This is a genomic window from Nostoc sp. TCL26-01, assembly GCF_013393945.1.
Taxonomy (GTDB): domain Bacteria; phylum Cyanobacteriota; class Cyanobacteriia; order Cyanobacteriales; family Nostocaceae; genus Trichormus.
The window spans coordinates 4473798-4492216 of sequence record NZ_CP040297.1; the positions used below are offsets into that span (position 1 = coordinate 4473798).

Sequence of the window (18419 nt, forward strand, 5' to 3'; positions counted from 1 at the left end):
TGATTAGATTACCAGTTCTGACTCTATTTTTTAATATTTTCGAGGATGACTTTGGCTGCTTGTCTTCCCGAAATTGTTGCTCCTTCCATACTGTCGATGTAGTCTTGCTGAGTATAACTACCAGCTAGGAAGAAATTAGCCACAGGAGTCTTTTGACTAGGACGATAAGCATCCATACCTGGTGCTTCTCGGTATAGGGATTGAGCGAGTTTTACCACACTGTACCAAGTCATATTCAGTTCCCGTGATGAGGGGAACAATTCATGAACTTGCTTGAGGACGTGTTGAGCGATCGCTTCGTTACTTTCTTTAATAAATGGATCTCCCGGTGTCAGCACCAGCTGCAATAAAGATCCTTGTCCTTGACGATAGTAATCACTAGGGCTAGTCAAAGCTAAATCCGCAAAGCAAGAAAAGTCAGCATCAGCAGTATAGAGCAAATTATCTAACCCAGCTGCTTGTTGTAGTTGTTTACGCTTATTTTCATCTTGCAGTTCTGTCACCCAGCCGTCAAATCTCAACTGTACGGTGGCTACTGGTACGGCATCTAGTTTATAAATATTGTCAAATTCTGACCACTTGCGCCACTCCTGGGGTAAAACTCGCTGAATCCCAGGGACATCGCAAGCACAGACGTAAGCATCAGCCGTAATTACTTGTGTATCTTCCCCTTGAGCAACTACTATCCCAGTGACGCGAGTTTCTTCGTCTTCTTGGGTAAACTGAATTTCTCGTACTTGCCGACGGGTATAAACTTTTGTGCCTCTTGCTTCTAAATACTTGAGGATAGGTTTGTGTATGTATTCGTCAGGAGAACCTTCCAACATCCGCAACACAGAGGCTTCACTTCTGACAGCGAAGAATTGGAAGATGGTAAGCATACAACGGGCGGAAATATTTTCGCAATCAATAAATCCCAAGGCATAGGCAATGGGGTTCCACATCCGCTTGATGCTGCCATTACTCCCACCGTGGCGACGGAACCAATCAGCAAAGCTAATTTTGTCTAAATCACGGATGGTTCTCATCGCTCCTTCAAAGTCCACCAAACCACGGACTATGGGACTTGTACCGAGAGCGATCGCATTTTGCACTTTATCTGGCAATGAAAGTTGAGACGTAGTGAAAAATGCTTTCAACCCATTGAAAGGCGCACCTGTGAAGAAGCGAAAATCTAAAGCACCAGTACGTCCCCCTTTGTTCACAAAGGTGTGGGTATGTTCTTTGAGGCGTAAATGTGAAAACGCCCCCACCTTTTTCATTAACTCAAATAGCTGGTAGTAGCACCCAAAAAATACGTGTAAACCCATTTCGACATGGTTGCCATCACCATCAATCCAACTGCCGACTTTACCACCCACAAATGGACGGGACTCAAAAATATGGACTTCACAGCCAGCATCAGCTAAATCTATAGCGGTTGCTAGCCCAGCCAATCCCGCACCTACAATTGCAACACGCATTCCGTCCTTCCTTATTCAGTTTCTTTACAAATTGTAACTGGGTTGGTGTCGGAATTTGCTACTTAATATGAAGTCAAACAGCAGTTTGAGGGATAGCAAAGTTAGATCCCTGATGATTAATACGTTTTGATTAATCCTTTGCATTCTGGTGACTAGATGCAGTTAACATCGATGATCTGATTCCAGTAGACAAAGTTTCATCCTTAAAATGCGAAAGAAAAAAACATTATGGCAAATAAATTTGCCCACACCTCCTATCTACTTACTTCCTTATTATCATCTGGGACAGGTAAGCTTCTAATTAGTTCTCTAATTACATCAGTTGCTGGTCTACCTGTCTGTTGACAATATTTTTCCAGTTTTTCTGCTTCCTGTGCTGCTAAATTGACAGTTATACGTTTAACGGCCCATTTTTTATTAGTCATTATCATGCTATTTGCTGTGTATTGACATCATCAAAAACAACTTAATCAAAGATGAAGACGATAAGATTATCAGAATTTGTGATCCGAAACAAGCGATACCTTTAATACTAAAAATGTTCGCTTTGTCAAATTATTCGTCGTTTTCCAGAAAATATAAGAAATCAATTACAACTGTGGTAGGAATATTTAGTGTACACTCATTACTTGGGCAACTAACCTGAGTCAGAGGACACTAAAGTCTGACCATTAAATTGTATAGATGAAATTAACTTAGTTATTGTTCATGTCATCAATCTCCTGAAAATTCGGTTTTATTAAAAGTATCTAGCTTTCTACACTGTCTAATGTCATCCATAACCCTGAATAGAGTCTTTTTCGTGAGCAATCACTTGCAAGTCAACATGACCCAAGAAAGATGATCAGTAAATAATTGGGACGATGAAAGTGGGATAGATTGCCCATCAATGATGCAGTGAATTTAGCACCATAATTGCCTTTTTTTCCCGGTTTACTCACTTTTAGACTGCGAACTCTATTTTTCAGATCAAAAACCAGATTCTCATCTAGGCCTTTCAAATGTCACTATTCCGAGGAGATGATTCTCCTTTAAAAGTCTGACACTCAAGTTAACTAGACAAAAATAGGATTTACTCACCCACAAGACACAGCCTGATGAGAGTAGCATGGTAAACCGTGAACAGTGACTAGTTAATCCCCATCAATAAATTGAGGGGCTTTGTATAAGAGTGAACAGTGAACAGTGAACGTTGATTAACTGGTAACTGATAAATGTTAACTAGTAACTGATTTGGTCAATAGTCAAAATTCAGGTTTTTGGACTGTTGACTGTTGACAAAAAGGCTAGAAAATCCGTGAGATAGCTTAAGTCCGAGAAAATTAACTTAGTCATATCCTTGCAAGCTTGGCAATTAAATCTGGGAAGATTAACTGCAAATCTTACTGCCTCAATAAGAATGATGTAAGTAGCTTGATTTTGTTCCTATAGTTGCTCCTAATGTCTTTCGCATTTTTCATAAACTACTGACTATTGATTGATGGAATTTATGATTGACAACAGTACAGCTTTAAAAAATCTCTATTAGTCAGTATTAGTCAGTTACAAGAATTGTACGCTGGAAAATTTTAGTTCAGGAATTTATCTTACGTTATGTATTTTCAAACATAGATTAAAGTTAATAGATTTCATTTGGAAATTAGCACATAAATTAGAAACAAAACTGTCTCCATTTACGAAAAATTGATGAACTTCTTTATTTTCAGACTTAACAAAAAAATGAGTAGAAACTTATAAGTTCCAGTATTTTATTGTTTGTTGTATAGACATTATAGCCATGATTTTTGTACTTTAATTAATCTTTATCAAAAGTATGTTTTAGCTTTTTTATTCTTTATGAGCAAACTATAAAGCTCAAAATATTTTGACTAAAATTTTGATTAATACGATTGACAAAATCTAGAGAATGTCAATTAGCAAGGATATAAAGTCGATTCCTGAGACTTGTTGATATCATTTGAAAACAACCAATCTTTATCGCTCTTATTTACAAAATTTCATACTGTTATGGCGATTTTAATTTACCCAAATAATGACTAAAAACTAAATTTTTATAATTGATTTGTGAAAATTTAATAAAATAATATTGTTATGGTATTGACTGAGTAATGACTTAATACCTGCATTTCTCACAAAACGGTAGGGTGGGTTCACAAATCTGCTTCAATTATTCACGAATATTTCGTGAACCTGCCCCTACAACCTCTAGACTCCGATTTTAGAAATTTCTCACGAAATTTGGGATCAGTACTCAATTGGGAGTGGGGCTTCAGCAAAGTCATGCTGAGGTCCAGTTAAGTTTTGGTTTATTTGTCTAATGTCTTGTCGTTTTTATATGATTGGGTTAAAGATTATAGTGCATTTTTATAGTGCAACGTAATTAGTATTTGTCATGAACTGCTTACACAAAAAGGCGAAGATTGGCAATTGAGGACAGGGTCTAGAGAACTTATTTGCCTAGTGCTTATGGATATTTCTGAAAATTTTGTCTTGCAAAATAGACAATATAGATAAGAAAATTAATATGATAGGATATCTAGCCTGGGGACAATGCTCAACTTATTCGAGTTGAAATTGGGGTATGAGTTGGAGAGTACCCAGTCCTAAATCTTTGGGTGAGAGCGATCGCGCTTCAAATAAAGCCATCATATCTCGCAATTGGGGATTACCACGAGAAGCCCCGGTCAAGCCTTTAGCGATAATTAAACCGCAATAGCCTTGAGTATTTTTACAACGTTGATTCCACTTTTTGCGAGCTTCCACATGAATGGGGTCTTCATCTAAAAATTCGCCAAACAGAAATAATTCCCCATTTTGAGTTTGCAGTAAACCTAAATCGTAGCGATCGCCATCAACAGGATCAGTACCAGGATTAAAACAAATCGCTTTCAACCCGCCGGCGGCTTCAATATTTTCGATGACAGTTTTGGCTTTGGGGCGGGAGGTTTGAATTAAAATCACAGGTAAACCATCACCCACGTGTTTAAATTCACCAACTTGATGAGATTTCACCCCTTGACGTAGATACCCCAGCATTTCCCAAGACACAACTCCCAAGCTTAAGAAGGAATCTTCGGGAATTAAATCATCTCGTAAAGGCCGAAACTCTGGTAAGGCTAACTGATCAATTTCGTCTTCTTCTATATCTGAGCTAGCCATGTCTTCTAATTCAGCTGCGAGTTCTGGCATTGTCGAAACAGTTACCGTCACTGGTTTTGTATCTTCATCAGCAGCAGGCAAAGCAATGCGGTAGCGATGACTAAGACTAGGAAATTCTGCCCCAGCTAACTGACGACGATGATCACGAATAAAGCGGCAAAGACTCTCCACAGCTAAGAAAACAACACTAGCCTCTTCGTCATACAAAACTGAGCGCAGTCCTTCTAATGGGTGGATATTACCGTAGGTTGGGGTGATTTCTGATGAAACTAAATCTCCTAAATCCGCAAATTCACCTTCATCATCAAAATCATCTTCATGCTCAAAAGTCAGAAATAGACAATCTTGTTTGAGAAAAGCTTCTTCTAAACCACCTGGGGATTCTTCGTCACTTAAAACTGCTGCGCGAAATCGCTTGAGAGAGTCTTCTGAGCGATAAAACAAGATACCATACTCCATCCCCAGCATTCCCATAACAGAGGCGTAGAGTGTACCTACATCCCACTGATTAATCTCGATGGAGATGATTTGCTGTTCTTCCAAAAATTCCCAAGGGGCTGCTTGCCAAACAGCAAAAGCTTTTTCTGGTAACGCTTGGGCGTATTGTGGTGGTAAATCAGGGATTTGAGCATCGATAATTTCGGCAAATCCCCGAAATAGTTCATCAATTAACGGCAACTCTGGTGCGTAGTCAATAGCTATATCCAAATCTTGCAGGACACCACGAAGATAAAATTGGATCTCCCGATCGCATACTACAATTTTTTGGGGTCTGGCTGGTTTGGCTGGACTGTGGGGATGTTCCATTGCCCGCATGAGAGTGCGAACTATTGCTTCAGGACCAGTTTCTTGTGATACTACATCCATTCCCCGAACAATGCCTTGTGAGCCATCGACCCACAAGATACAATCACCCTTAGATTCTGCACCAGTATAGTGGCTATGTGATGGTGACAACGGACGGCGATCGCCCTCCCATACAGAAGGAATTTGGGTTAATTTCTTCAACCGACGACTGGTAGAGCGATTAAAACTTGTCATAGAGTGGGTTAATCAAAAACAAAGCAACGTCAAAATCAACTGTTGGGGATGATGAGCCACGGAATAATTTTCCTGGCTCTACTTGAAGGGGAATTGTGACTCAGCTTGCCACAAAACTGAAACTCTCAAAATACTAAATCACGCCAAGTACAATTTATTTTCGCCACCCCTTTCTAAACTTCTCTTCGTTGTGAACAGAGGTGTTGATTTTTGTTCTCCTTCCTTGGTAAGAAAGGGTTTGGGGGTGAGGTGTGAGAGAAAATTGCACACAGCGTTAAATCTCTAAATATACCGAGTCTCTCAATTCTAGAATAAAAATCTTGCGCCGCTTTTGACAGAGTGTTTACAATTTGCCAATTAGCGACACCATTGTCGCTAGAATAAATACAAAAATATAGCGCCACCCAAGGGCAGTAACAAGCCTAGATCGGGTATTTTAAACTAAATTAAGGAGTAAAAAAGCGGATGACACAAGCAACTCAGTCTCAACAACGCGGGATACTGTTGAGTGAAGCCGCTTTGCGGCAAGTAAAATCTCTCCAAGAAAAGCAAGGACAAGACTTATGCTTGCGAGTAGGAGTGCGGCAAGGTGGCTGTTCAGGAATGTCTTACATGATGGACTTTGAACAAGAAAGCAAGATCACTCCCCAGGATGAAGTATTTGACTACGATGGCTTTAAAATTGTCAGCGATCGCAAAAGTCTTTTATATCTCTATGGCTTAATGCTCGACTACAGTGATGCCATGATTGGTGGTGGTTTCCAATTTACTAATCCCAATGCTAGCCAAACCTGCGGTTGCGGTAAGTCATTTGGGGTTTAGTCAAAGGTCAACAGTCCACAGTCCATAGTTAAATAGCCTATGACTATTGACTATTGACCATTAACCATTGACTATTGACCATTGACCATTGACTCATGACTAATAACAACTAATGACAGATACTACTAAAACTACCAATACTGTTGACTCCCTGTTTGAGGAGGGTTTAGCACGCTATAAAGCGGGAGAAGCGGCAACCGATTTAATCCCTGTGTTTAAAGAAGTGTGCGATCGCGCTCCTAAAGCCAGTTCTGCCTGGATTTGTCTAGCTTGGTTATATCTACTCGATGATAAACCAAATTTAGCTTTCAAAGCAGCACAAAAAGCCGTAAAAATCAACCCCCAAGACCCACAAGCTAGGGTTAATCTCGCCGTCGCCATGCTAGAAACCGGTCAAAAAGGTTTACGCCAGCATATTGATTTTACTCAACAGTTAATGTTAGTCAATCCAGAATGGCGAGAAGAAATTCAAAATAGTATTGAAGATGGTCTAAATCGCAAACCTGACTGGCAAAGTTTGGCGAAAGTTAAGAACTGGCTATTTAATGAATAGGGGATAGGGGATAGGGGATAGGGGATAGGTGACAGGTGACAGGTGACAGGTGACAGGGGATAGGGGATAGTCATTGGTCATTGGTCATTGGTCAAACTCTTACCCATTACCCATTACCCATTACCCATTACCCATCACTCTCATTTACTTTATGAAAGATAAATTACTAAACTGGCTGAATTTGATTTTGGTAGCGGATGTATTTTTGGTTTTCTTGGGTTTTGGTTGGTTTGCGATCGCTGTGATGGGTGATGCGGCTGGAATCAATCTAGGGCTGGACTTGTGGCATCAACTTTGGCAACCTGTGTTTAATCCGGCGATCGGTATTCTTATGGGTGGGGCGCTACTTAGTGGTTTGATCAGTTGGGTGTCTCGTAAGTTTTTATCTAGTCAATAGTCAATGGTCAACAGTCAATGGTCAAAAACTCCTCCACTTTTGACTATGGACTATGGACTATGGACTCTACCTAACAATATCTTGCAGTGCTGGTTGCAAACTAGCATATTTATACTTAATCCCAGCGTCTAAAGCTCTTTTGGGTAGTACTTGTTGACCTTCCAAAACAACGATCGCTCCATCTCCCAACAGGGCTTCTAGGGCAAAGGCTGGAACTGGTAGCCATGAGGGACGATTCATCACTTGTCCCAAAGTTTGACTTAAGTCGTTCATCCGTACAGGATTTGGGGCTGTAGCGTTGTATACACCTTCTAGTTGGGGCTGAGTTAAAGCTTGGACAATCAAGTTTACCAAGTCGTCTATGTGAATCCAAGAAAACCATTGACGACCGCTACCAATCGGCCCCCCAGCAAAAAGTTTGAAAGGGGTAATCATTTTCCCCAAAGCGCCACCTAATCCCAGCACAATACCGAAGCGTAGGATGACTAAACGCACACCAGCATCTTTCACTTTTTGAGCTTCAGCTTCCCAGGCTTGGCAAACTTGAGCGAGGAAATCTCTACCAGTGGGGCTACTTTCATCAAAAGTGGTTGTTTCACTTGTGCCGTAATAACCAATAGCAGAAGCATTAACTAATACACTGGGTCGAGGATTGGCTTTAGCGATCGCTTCCACGATTTTTTGTGTACCGATTTGACGACTATTGAGAATTTCGCGTTTGTGTTCTGGTGTCCATCGGGTTTCTGCAATGGGTTCTCCAGCTAAATTTACTACACCATCACAACCAGCGATCGCATCTTGCCAAGCACCAGAATTAGTCGGTGCGTAAGCGACAATTTCCACACTGGGAAACGCTTCTGAAGGAAAAATTCTGCGTCCAGAGGTGGTGTTACGAGTTAACACCAGTATTTGATGACCTTCTTGATGGAGTCTTTGTACCAACCGAGTCCCGACAAATCCTGTTGCGCCTGTAATTGCTACTTTCATAATGCTTCTGCACCTCAGCCAAACCCTTATTTTAAAGTTTTTTAGCAAATTTTAGGGCATAGGGCATGGGGCATTAACTGATCTGACAACTTGCCCACTGTAGGTATGTAGGCGATCGCCGGATTTCTCACGAAATTTATCAAACCGAAGTCCAGAGGCTGTAGGGGCGGGTTAACGAGATATTCGTGAATAATTGAAGCATATTTGTGAACCCGCCCCTACCGTTTTGTGAGAAATGCAGCGATCGCCCTATTCACGTAGCTAATCTTTCAATTAGAGATAAAAGTCTTTTGTCCCGTCCAGCGTTTTTAGATGTTGATGAAAGGTGGCTAGGTGCAATTTCTAAGAGGTCGTCTTGTTCGCGTGTAAACCACTCTTTTATAAATTTTTTTATGTCTTCAGAGGCTTGCTGTATTTCCTCTTCTAATGAAGGACAACCATCTAGCAGTAATATAATGTCTTCCAAGTCATGACTGTAGTAATAATTACCATTACCTCTTCCCTGAAATGCCTCAATCTTTGACGCTAGGAGATAAGGCAATGGAAATATATCTATTTCTTGTCCGCTTGGAAGTTTATGGATAATTGAATTTTTAACCCCAGGTTCATACCAAGAATTAGAAAAGCCAAGTGCAGAGGAATTAGTTGGCATAATATCTATTATTAAGTTTTGATAACGCTAACGACATATTATTCTGCTTTCTATATCTTCTTCTAGCCCAATATTGCGAAGTTCCTGAGAAAATTGATAATACTCGGCAGTAGACGTGATATCAACAACACAATCAACATCATTAGTAGAACGTACATCACCAGAAGAAAGTTCATCAAGATAAAGTGAGATTGTTGCACCCCCTACAAAAACTATTTGTTTCTCGACATTTGCCAGTAAATTTGCGGCTTTTTCTAGCATTTGCACCGAGTCATTCATTGTTTAATTAATCTCTGCTCAAGTTCTTGAATGGCAATATTCTGTTCACGCACACGACCAACTCGAATTGCATCAACTAAACTCAGCAATTCATGTAATTTTGGGTCATTTTTGACTGCGGCGGGAACAGATTTATATAAAGGGTTAATACTTAGCCCTCTAACAGTACCCTCTGGGTCGCTCCAGACATAAGTACTATAGGCATCATGAGGATCAACACTAATCAAGTTTTTCAAAGGCTCGGCAGAATGTGCTGTGGGTATACCTCGACTTAAAGTACCAGGTTTTTCAGGGAAAACATACTTAATCCCATGTATGAGAAATTCGAGTAAAGACCGTTTTTTGACTTTTCTAGAAGAACCATCATATAAATCACTAGACTCAGACCTTTTTAAAGCAGCATGAACCTCAGATTGACTCATACGTAAACTGTGAGCTAGTTCACTGTAAATCCATTCAGAATTTGGCAAGCTATGTACTTTAAGCAGAATCACAACGTCTTGAGGCTTCAACATAGTATTATCTTTTGACTACAATCATACTTTATATTCTATATTCGCAAATCGCAAATTTTGAACTCAGTCTGCTCATATCTTGCACCGGGCGACTGGAAGTCGCGGCTACACAGGCAAAACCCGCCTGCGCGGGTTTCAAACGCTTGATGTTATGTTAGTCCGCGTAGGCGGACTTGGTTTGTATAGCCAAGCCACTGCGTTGTGGGGGTTCCCCCCATTGTCGCAAGTGGCGTGCGATTTCTAATCGCTGGGGCTAGGTGCAAGATGTGAGTCTGTGAATATGGTATCTGCCCAGATACGCTTCTCAGTAAAATATGCTACGGCATCTATGTATAAATTTTACGTCCCCTGATGCAACGCTTGATACAAGCTACATTATTAATTAGTTCAATTTCTTTGCTGCGTGCCTAAGCAGCACTCATCGTTAGACATCACCTGTGTAAAAACCTGAAAATGACCAACGAAGAACTGCTGCAAATTATTACACAAGCTGCTGAAGACAAGGTGACAGAATTAAACCTTTCTTTCAATAGCTTAACAACACTGCCGCCGGAAATTGGACAACTGACGGAATTGCGATCGCTCGACCTCAGTAATAATCAACTGAGTAGTCTGCCGCCGGAAATTGGACAACTCACCAACTTACAAACACTCGACCTCTGGATTAATCAACTAAGCAGTCTGACATCAGAAATCGGACAACTCATCAATCTACAAACCCTCAACCTCTACAGTAATCAACTGAGCAGTCTGCCATCAGAAATTGGACAACTTACTAACTTGCAAACGCTCGACCTCTTAGATAATCAACTGAGCAATCTGCCACCAGAAATTGGACAACTCACCAACCTGCGATCGCTCGACCTCAGCAGTAATCAACTGAGCAATCTGCCATCGGAATTTGGACAACTTACGGAATTGCGATCGCTCAACCTTAACTACAATCAATTAAGCAGTTTGCCAGCAGAAATTAGACAACTTACGGAATTGCGATCGCTCGACCTCAGAAGTAATCAATTGAGCAATCTGCCACCAAAATTTGGACAACTCACTAACCTGCAAACGCTCTACCTCTACAATAATCAACTGAGCAGTCTGCCACCGGAATTTGGACAACTCACTAACCTGCAAACGCTCTACCTCTACAATAATCAACTGAGCAGTCTGCCACCGGAATTTGGACAACTCACTAACCTGCAATCGCTCAACCTCTACAATAATCAACTGAGCAGTCTGCCGCCGGAAATTGGACAACTCACCAACCTGCAAACGCTCAACCTCAGCAGTAATCAACTGAGCAGTCTGCCGCCGGAAATTGGACAACTCATTAACCTGCAATCGCTCTACCTCAGCTACAATCAACTGAGCAGTTTGCCACCGGAAATTGGACAACTCACCAACCTGCAATCGCTCAACCTCAGCAGTAATCAACTGAGCAGTCTGCCGCCGGAAATTTTCCAACTTACCAACCTGCGATCACTCTACCTCTTCAATAATCAACTGAGCAGTCTGCCGCCGGAAATTTTCCAACTCACTGACCTGCAAACGCTCGACCTCTACAATAATCAACTGAGCAGTCTGCCAAGTGAAATTAGGCAATTGCCAAACCTCAACAAACTGGATCTTCGAGGAAATCCAGTCCCTATTCCACCGGAAATTTTGGGGTCAAAGGAATTATATCGAGATCCTGGTGATGTACAAGAAATTCTCGATTTTTATTTCCGAGTACAAGACCCTGCGGAAACTGAACCTTTATATGAAGCAAAATTCTTAATTGTTGGTGAAGGTGGCGCAGGGAAAACTTCTTTAGCCAAAAAAATCCCAGACGAAGCTTATAAACTGCAACCAAATGAGCAATCAACTGAAGGCATTGAGGTGATCCGATGGCATTTTACCCAACCTGATGGTAAAGATTTTCGAGTCAACATCTGGGATTTTGGCGGACAGGAAATTTATCATCAAACCCATCAGTTTTTCCTCAGCAAGCGTTCCCTCTATGCCTTAGTAGCAGATGATCGCCGCGAAAACACTGATTTTTATTGGTGGCTGAAGGTTGTTGAACTCTTAAGTTATAACAGTCCAGTTCTGATTATCAAAAACGAAAAACAAGACCGTAATTGCGAAGTCAATGAGCGTCAATTGCGGGGAGAATTCACCAACTTAGAGAAAGTTCTCACCACTAACTTAAGCACTAATCGCGGTTTATCGGCAATAAAAGATGCAATTAAGCAATACATCAGCAGACTACCCCACGTTGGTACACCCTTACCAAAACTTTGGGTAAGAGTTAGAGCCGCGATAGAAAACTATTCCCGCAACTACATCAGCTTGGAAGAATTCTACAATCTTTGCCGAGTTAATCATTTAACAGACCGTCAAGATATGCTGCGCTTGAGTAGCTATCTACATGACCTCGGTGTCTGCCTACACTTTCAAGACGATCCTACCCTCAAACACTGCGTTATCCTCAAACCAGAATGGGGAACAACTGCTGTCTATAAAGTTTTAGATAACGACAAAGTTAAGCAAAAGTTGGGTTGTTTCACTCAAGACGACCTGAAAAATATTTGGCAAAGCAGCGAATATGCCGAAATGGGAGATGAATTACTGCAATTGATGATGCGATTCAAGCTTTGCTACGAAATTCCTAATCATCCAGGTACTTACATTGCACCTCAATTACTCTCCATTGAACAAGCAGATTACAACTGGGACGATACAAACAATCTGATTTTACGCTACACCTATGATTTCATGCCCAAAGGCATCCTGACTCGCTTTATTGTAGAAACACACCCCTGGATTGAACGGCAAAAATTAGTTTGGAAAACAGGCGTAGTTCTCACCAAAGACCAAACCCGTGCGGAAGTCATAGAAAACTACAATCAACGGGAAATTACAGTCCGTGTAGCTGGAAACCGTAAAACAGAACTCATGGGAGTCGTCACCCATGAACTAGAAAAAATCCACAATTCTTACGAACGTTTGCAATATCAAACTTTAGTTCCCTGTAACTGTCAGAAGAAATGCCAAGGTAGTCAAATACCATATTATTTTCCTTTAAGTGATCTGCACAATTTTCTCAAAGACGGTGACTACAATATTCAATGTCGCAATAGTCGGCAAATGGTAGATGTTCGCCGATTGCTTGATCATTTTTCATTCCCAAGTGATCAAGAATATAGAAAAATTAATCCGCAAGTTGCTCAATTACAAAGTGAATTAGAACAAGAAAAGCAGGAACAACAAAAAATGGAGTGTCTATCTACATCAGACTGTAAGAAAGAAATTTTTATATCTTATGCTTGGAAAGGGAAAAGTGAAGAATTTGTTAATCATTTAGATCAAGTATTGCAGTCACAAGGTATCACAATCATTCGAGATCAGCGAGACTTGGTTTATAAAGGACTGATCAAAGAGTTTATGGAGCGAATTGGACGCGGTAAATGTGTCATTACTGTTATTAGTGATAAGTATTTAAAATCCCCCAATTGTATGTTTGAACTGGTGCAAATTGCTAAAAATGGTAACTTCTATGACCGCATTTTTCCAATTGTTTTAGCAGATGCAAAAATCTATGACCCTGTTGATCGTGCAGATTATGTCATCTATTGGGAAACAAAAAGTCAAGAACTAGAAGCAAAAATTAAACAACTCTCTTCTGCTGCCAATGTACCGAGTTTACAAAGGTCAATCAATGAATATACAGAAATTAGAGCCACTATTGATGGGCTAGTGGATATCCTGCAAAATATGAATACACTCAAAGCCGATATTCACAGCCAATCAGGTTTTGCAGAATTGCAGCAAGCGATTATGGCGCGTTTAGATGAGTAGACAATTCTCTCAATATAAGTAGCTAAACAAAATTAATTACACAAAGTAGTAGGTTGGGTTGAACGCAGTGAAACCCAACAAATCCGCGAAAATGTTGGGTTACTCTGCGAGAAGGCTTACGCCTACGTTCCTCAACCCAACCTACACAATTTAAGGTTTTTAACGCTAACTGAACGGTATTGATATACAAACGATCGCTTGACTTTCAAGACAGTCGCTACATTAACTACATTAACTGAAAACTTCAAGCGCCCAGACTAAACAGCCTGAGCGCTTGAATATTAGGTTGCAGATCAACTTCTGCTAAGTTATGAAATTAAGCAGGCATCATGTGCATGGATCTGCAAGCTTCTGCACATCTGCGGCAAGCCATTGCACAATCCATCATCATTTGATCATCGCTCATTTGTTCGCAAGTCATGGCACAGCGATCGCACATTTCTGCACACAGCATACAAGTGCGTCCCATGAATTCGGAACCACCCATCATCATGTTCATGCACATCATGCACATTTCCGCACAGTCGCGCATCATGCCCATCATGCTCATATCCATATACATACCGCCTTTGCTCATGCAGTAAGTCATGGTTTCCATGCACATTTTATGACAATCCATACAAGCTTTCATACAGGCTTGCATTTCGGTAGTCATAGATTCAGTCATCATCATCATCATAGGAAATACCTCACGATTATTTGATGCACAATTAGCCTTTCAAGAAAGACTACTTATAACATTAATGCCATATTTTTAAGGAGTCAATAATACTTTTGATGCTGATTTTTATATGCCTACTTTCCCGATAGAATTACTGGTCATTTCTACACTATCTCCAAGATTCTCAGGTTCTTTTTCAGGAACTTCTTGCCAATTCAGGATTACAAACGCCCCTAATAAAGTGGGGTTTAATTTGGGCAGCTAAAATCATCAGCCTGTGTGACATTTTCCAGGGATAATTTACTAGGATTTAGGTCATATTTTTGTGACAAAAGTCTTGAGAAAAGATTTATTAATTTATGTAAAAGTTAATTTGATAATTTAGATCAATCTTCAGCTAGATGTTGGCTGAAAAGTTAAGATTATGCAATAAGAGCCTATTTATAAAGTAAATATTAAGGTAGGGGAGGCAAAAAGCGGCGTGGACGTTCCTCCCGCTTTATTGCCGTTGTGTTACGGCTGTGCAAGGATTTGGGCGTTTGAGAAAGTAAAAATGAGCCGCAGGGCACCATGTTTCTACTGACTTAGGAAGTTTAAGGAATAGGCAGCGATCGCAATAACCGATCAACTATACTTCTAGCACTGCGTCCACCCCTGGGGATGAGGCGATGACAGAGAACATAAGGTGTGAGAAATTTCACATCATCGGGGATAGCATAGTCACGTCCCGACAAAAAAGCTAATGCTTGGGTAGCTTTTTGTAAGGCGACTGTCCCCCGTGGACTAACACCAAGGGTAATTTCCTCATCTTGCCGTGTAGCTCTGACCAATTCTAGGATATATTCTTGCAAAGATGTTTCTACTTTCACTTGGGAACAGAGTTCACGTAATTTTGCTATCTCTGCCAAAGTCATACAAGGTTGTAAGTCATCCACCTTAATTCCATGCTGGAGATTTTGCAGCATTCCCAGTTCTTCATCCGCAGTGGGATAACCCAAACTCAAGGACAACATAAACCTATCCATTTGTGCTTCTGGTAAGGGGAATGTTCCTTGATACTCAATAGGGTTTTGGGTCGCAATCACAAAAAATGGTTGGGGGACTGGACGAGAAACCCCGTCAACTGTCACCTGGAACTCTTCCATAACTTCCAGCAAAGCTGACTGGGTACGGGGTGTGGCGCGGTTGATTTCATCAGCCAGCAAAATATTCGCAAAAACTGGCCCTGATAGAAAACTAAATTCGCCACTTTTGGGATTCCAAATGTTTGTGCCGGTGATGTCTGTTGGCAGTAAATCGGGAGTACACTGTAAACGTTGAAACTTCCCATCTAGTGAACGTGCCAAAGATTTAGCTAACAGGGTTTTGCCGACTCCCGGAACATCTTCTAGTAAAGCATGACCACCAGCTAGTAGGGCGACTAAAACTAGGCGGATTGCTTCTGTTTTACCAACGATGGTACGGTTCAGGTTTTGAGTTAAAGCTGCAATGTTTTCTCTCATGCACCACAGAGGGATTGGGTATAAGAAACCGGAATGGAGAATAACCTATGCTTATATTCCCCATTCCTGTATCTACAGTGTTCCCACTTAGTTAAAGCAAAATGCAAAATGCAGAATTAAATAATATAGGACTTAAGCGCCAAAAATAAAAACTCTGACGAGGGTAGTCAATGATCAAAGTTAAGGTTTTTGAACTTTGGACTTTGACAAAAAGCATCAAAAATCTGTGACGCGGCCTCATGCCAATTTAAAGATAAACTAAGCTAAAAGTCTCCTGCTTGTATAAATAATCGCTCATGCCATACTTGACTGATGCCAGCAAAATACGTGACATTATTGCTGAGTATAGGAAAACTTCAATTTTGTGGATAGATACCGAAGTTGCAGATTTTAATAGTCGTCAACCTAAATTGTCGTTGATTCAAGTGTTAGATGATCCTCACGATATGAGTGGCGATCGCGTTTATCTTTTAGATGTCCTGAATCAGCCTGATGTGGTGACTGAATTTATTCAACAAATTATAGTCAATCCCCAGATTGAAAAGGTATTTCACAACTCTAGTTATGATGTTAAATTTCTTGGCAATAAGCAAGCTAAAAATATTACTTGTACTTTAGAAATAGCTAAAAAAATTCCTTACTATTTATTACCAGTACCCAACTACCAATTACAAACATTAGCTACAGCATTATGTAAGTTTAACTATATAGATAAACAAGCACAAACTAGTGATTGGGGACGAAGACCACTCACGGAAGACCAAATAGAATATGCTTATTTAGATTGTATTTATCTTGCTCAAATACACCAATCTTTGTTAAAATTACAAATATCTAGCAATCCTGATCCAGAATTAGAAAATTTGGCAGCCCTTGGCGCACAATTTAGCCAAATTGCAGATCAATGGAAGCTGTTAAATTCTGAGTATGAGCATCTACAAGAACGCTTGAAAAAAGCCATGCAGGCTCAAGGTGTTGAGGAAACTTCATTTTGCCAGCTCACCAGTTATGAGCGCAAAGTCGTGAAGGCGCAGTTTGGAGAATTGGCAAGACTAGTCCAAACTCAAGGGATTAACCTAGATTTTCCGGTTACACTGACTCAGAAGCTGCAAAAAGATTTAGGGGAGAATCTCGAACAACTGTCTGTAGATATTGAGCAAACGACAGCCTGGCGCTTGACTCCCAAAAATCAGGGCAGCGATACAGAAGATACTTAAATGTTTTTGGTAACGGGTAATTGGTAATTGGTAATTGGTTTTTACTATTACCCATGACCTATGACCAAGTATTGTAGTAACGCACCTCACCTAAAAGCTTTTGGTGCGTTACGGAAGCCGTAACACACTCTACTTTTTTGTCAATAGTCAACAGTCCAAAAAAACTTGATTTTGACTATTGACTATTGACCACCCCCAGAAGGGTTTCTTGGTTGAGTGCGTAAGTCCTAGACTTATGTAATGATAATTTATTTGATAAATTTCCCGATTTATGTAGCAAATAACTGTTAATTAAACCGAGTATAGAGAAGTTAACACGTCGATTGACTGGGCATATCTGTATACAGTTAAAATCATTTTTTAGTTAGATAATTAGCTAAATTCGGTACTAATTTCATCCAGTTGTATGACGGTTTAGAGCAACTTATGAAACTGCGGTTATTGGAGCAAGGGCGGGTGAAGCTGAAAAGAAGATTAACTATAGGTGTGCTTACCGCACTGAGCGCCATTATCAGCGTTTCCTGTAGTAACAATAAAGATGTATTAGTGACAGAAATAGGAGTTAATGCTCCTAGCAACCGTCGTAATACGCGAAATTCGGAAGCTGGGCAACTATATATTCAAGGACAAAGACAGCACTCTCAAGGCAACTCACAAGCAGCGATCGCTTCTTATGATAAAGCTATTAGTCTAGATCCTGAATATAGTTCTGCCTACAAAGCACGGGGATTAGCTTACTTTGATTTGGGAGATAAGCAAAAAGCGATCGCCGATTACAATGAAGCTATTCGCCTATCCCCCAACGATGCGGAAGCTTACAATAGTCGGGGAAATGCCCGCGCCTCTCTAGGAGATAACGCCGGCGCTATTACCGATTACAATGAAGCTCTGCGCCTGTCTCCCAACTATGCCGAAGCATACAATAATCGGGGTAACGCCCGTTCAGTTCAGGGAGATAAAAGCGGTTCCATCGAAGACTTTAACCAAGCCATCCGCGTCAACCCCAGATATTTCATCGCCTACAATAATCGAGGTAATGCCCGATCTGCCCAAGGAGATCAACAAGGAGCGATCGCTGATTATAATCAAGCTATTCGTCTCAATTCTAACTTCGGACCTGCCTACAATAACCGAGGTAACGCTCGTGCTGCCCAAGGCGATAAACAAGGCGCACTAGAAGATTTACAAAAAGCAGCAAACATTTTTCAACAACAAAACAATAACGATTTATACCAGCAAGCGATGAATAATATCAAAGAGTTGGGACAGTAAGGGTTAGGGGTGTAAGGGGATAGGGGGATAAGGGGATAAGGGGACAAGGAGACAAAGAGAAA

The 18419-nt window shown here is 40.7% G+C and carries 15 protein-coding genes; 6 read left to right on the forward strand and 9 right to left on the reverse strand.

What is annotated here, in order from left to right:
• Positions 1-23 precede the first annotated feature (23 nt).
• The 3 genes from zds to FD725_RS19385 form a co-directional block, all read right to left on the reverse strand.
• Complete coding sequence (gene zds, locus FD725_RS19375) at positions 24-1463, reverse strand: 9,9'-di-cis-zeta-carotene desaturase (RefSeq protein ID WP_179049651.1); 1440 nt, start codon at positions 1461-1463, stop codon at positions 24-26.
• Between the two features lie 254 nt (positions 1464-1717).
• Complete coding sequence (locus tag FD725_RS19380) at positions 1718-1894, reverse strand: ribbon-helix-helix protein, CopG family (RefSeq protein WP_179049652.1); 177 nt, start codon at positions 1892-1894, stop codon at positions 1718-1720.
• Between the two features lie 2128 nt (positions 1895-4022).
• A complete protein-coding gene (locus FD725_RS19385; protein WP_179049653.1) occupies positions 4023-5663 on the reverse strand; it encodes a hypothetical protein in 1641 nt (546 codons plus the stop codon).
• 465 nt (positions 5664-6128) lie between these two features.
• Here FD725_RS19385 and FD725_RS19390 point away from each other — a divergent pair, with 465 nt between their 5' ends.
• From FD725_RS19390 to FD725_RS19400, 3 genes are all read left to right on the forward strand, one after another.
• Entirely contained in the window at positions 6129-6485 is a 357-nt protein-coding gene (locus FD725_RS19390) for an iron-sulfur cluster assembly accessory protein (protein WP_179049654.1), read from the forward strand.
• 112 nt (positions 6486-6597) lie between these two features.
• Positions 6598-7038 carry a M48 family metallopeptidase gene (locus tag FD725_RS19395; RefSeq protein ID WP_179049655.1) on the forward strand — a complete coding sequence of 147 codons (441 nt, stop codon included), beginning with the start codon at positions 6598-6600 and terminating at the stop codon, positions 7036-7038.
• 151 nt (positions 7039-7189) lie between these two features.
• Positions 7190-7435: a hypothetical protein gene (locus FD725_RS19400; RefSeq protein ID WP_179049656.1), complete on the forward strand. Its 246-nt coding sequence runs from the start codon at positions 7190-7192 to the stop codon at positions 7433-7435.
• A gap of 66 nt (positions 7436-7501) precedes the next feature.
• On the opposite strand, the gene FD725_RS19405 is transcribed toward FD725_RS19400, so the two are convergent.
• From FD725_RS19405 to FD725_RS19415, 4 genes are all read right to left on the reverse strand, one after another.
• Positions 7502-8422, reverse strand: a complete 921-nt coding sequence (locus tag FD725_RS19405) for a TIGR01777 family oxidoreductase (protein ID WP_179049657.1) — start codon at positions 8420-8422, stop codon at positions 7502-7504.
• A 253-nt stretch (positions 8423-8675) separates the two neighbouring features.
• Positions 8676-9074 (reverse strand): hypothetical protein, encoded by a 399-nt coding sequence (locus tag FD725_RS32605; protein ID WP_256871658.1) that lies wholly within the window; start codon positions 9072-9074, stop codon positions 8676-8678.
• A gap of 27 nt (positions 9075-9101) precedes the next feature.
• Complete coding sequence (locus FD725_RS32610; RefSeq protein WP_256871659.1) at positions 9102-9353, reverse strand: hypothetical protein; 252 nt, start codon at positions 9351-9353, stop codon at positions 9102-9104.
• Entirely contained in the window at positions 9350-9868 is a 519-nt protein-coding gene (locus FD725_RS19415; RefSeq protein ID WP_179049658.1) for a hypothetical protein, read from the reverse strand. The genes FD725_RS32610 and FD725_RS19415 overlap by 4 nt, the downstream gene beginning before the upstream one ends.
• A gap of 453 nt (positions 9869-10321) precedes the next feature.
• Between FD725_RS19415 and FD725_RS19420 the strand changes: the two genes are divergently transcribed.
• Positions 10322-13705 carry a leucine-rich repeat domain-containing protein gene (locus FD725_RS19420; RefSeq protein WP_179049659.1) on the forward strand — a complete coding sequence of 1128 codons (3384 nt, stop codon included), beginning with the start codon at positions 10322-10324 and terminating at the stop codon, positions 13703-13705.
• 316 nt (positions 13706-14021) lie between these two features.
• Here the strand turns inward: FD725_RS19420 and FD725_RS19425 are convergent, their stop codons facing one another.
• Both FD725_RS19425 and FD725_RS19430 read right to left on the reverse strand, forming a co-directional pair.
• Positions 14022-14384, reverse strand: coding sequence for a four-helix bundle copper-binding protein (locus FD725_RS19425; RefSeq protein WP_179049660.1), 363 nt, complete (start codon positions 14382-14384; stop codon positions 14022-14024).
• Positions 14385-14959: 575 nt separating this feature from the next.
• Positions 14960-15868, reverse strand: coding sequence for a MoxR family ATPase (locus FD725_RS19430; protein ID WP_179049661.1), 909 nt, complete (start codon positions 15866-15868; stop codon positions 14960-14962).
• 296 nt (positions 15869-16164) lie between these two features.
• On the opposite strand from FD725_RS19430, the gene FD725_RS19435 reads away from it, so the two are divergent.
• Positions 16165-17085 carry a ribonuclease D gene (locus FD725_RS19435; RefSeq protein WP_179049662.1) on the forward strand — a complete coding sequence of 307 codons (921 nt, stop codon included), beginning with the start codon at positions 16165-16167 and terminating at the stop codon, positions 17083-17085.
• A gap of 426 nt (positions 17086-17511) precedes the next feature.
• Positions 17512-18357, forward strand: a complete 846-nt coding sequence (locus FD725_RS19440) for a tetratricopeptide repeat protein (protein ID WP_179049663.1) — start codon at positions 17512-17514, stop codon at positions 18355-18357.
• Positions 18358-18419: the final 62 nt, after the last annotated feature.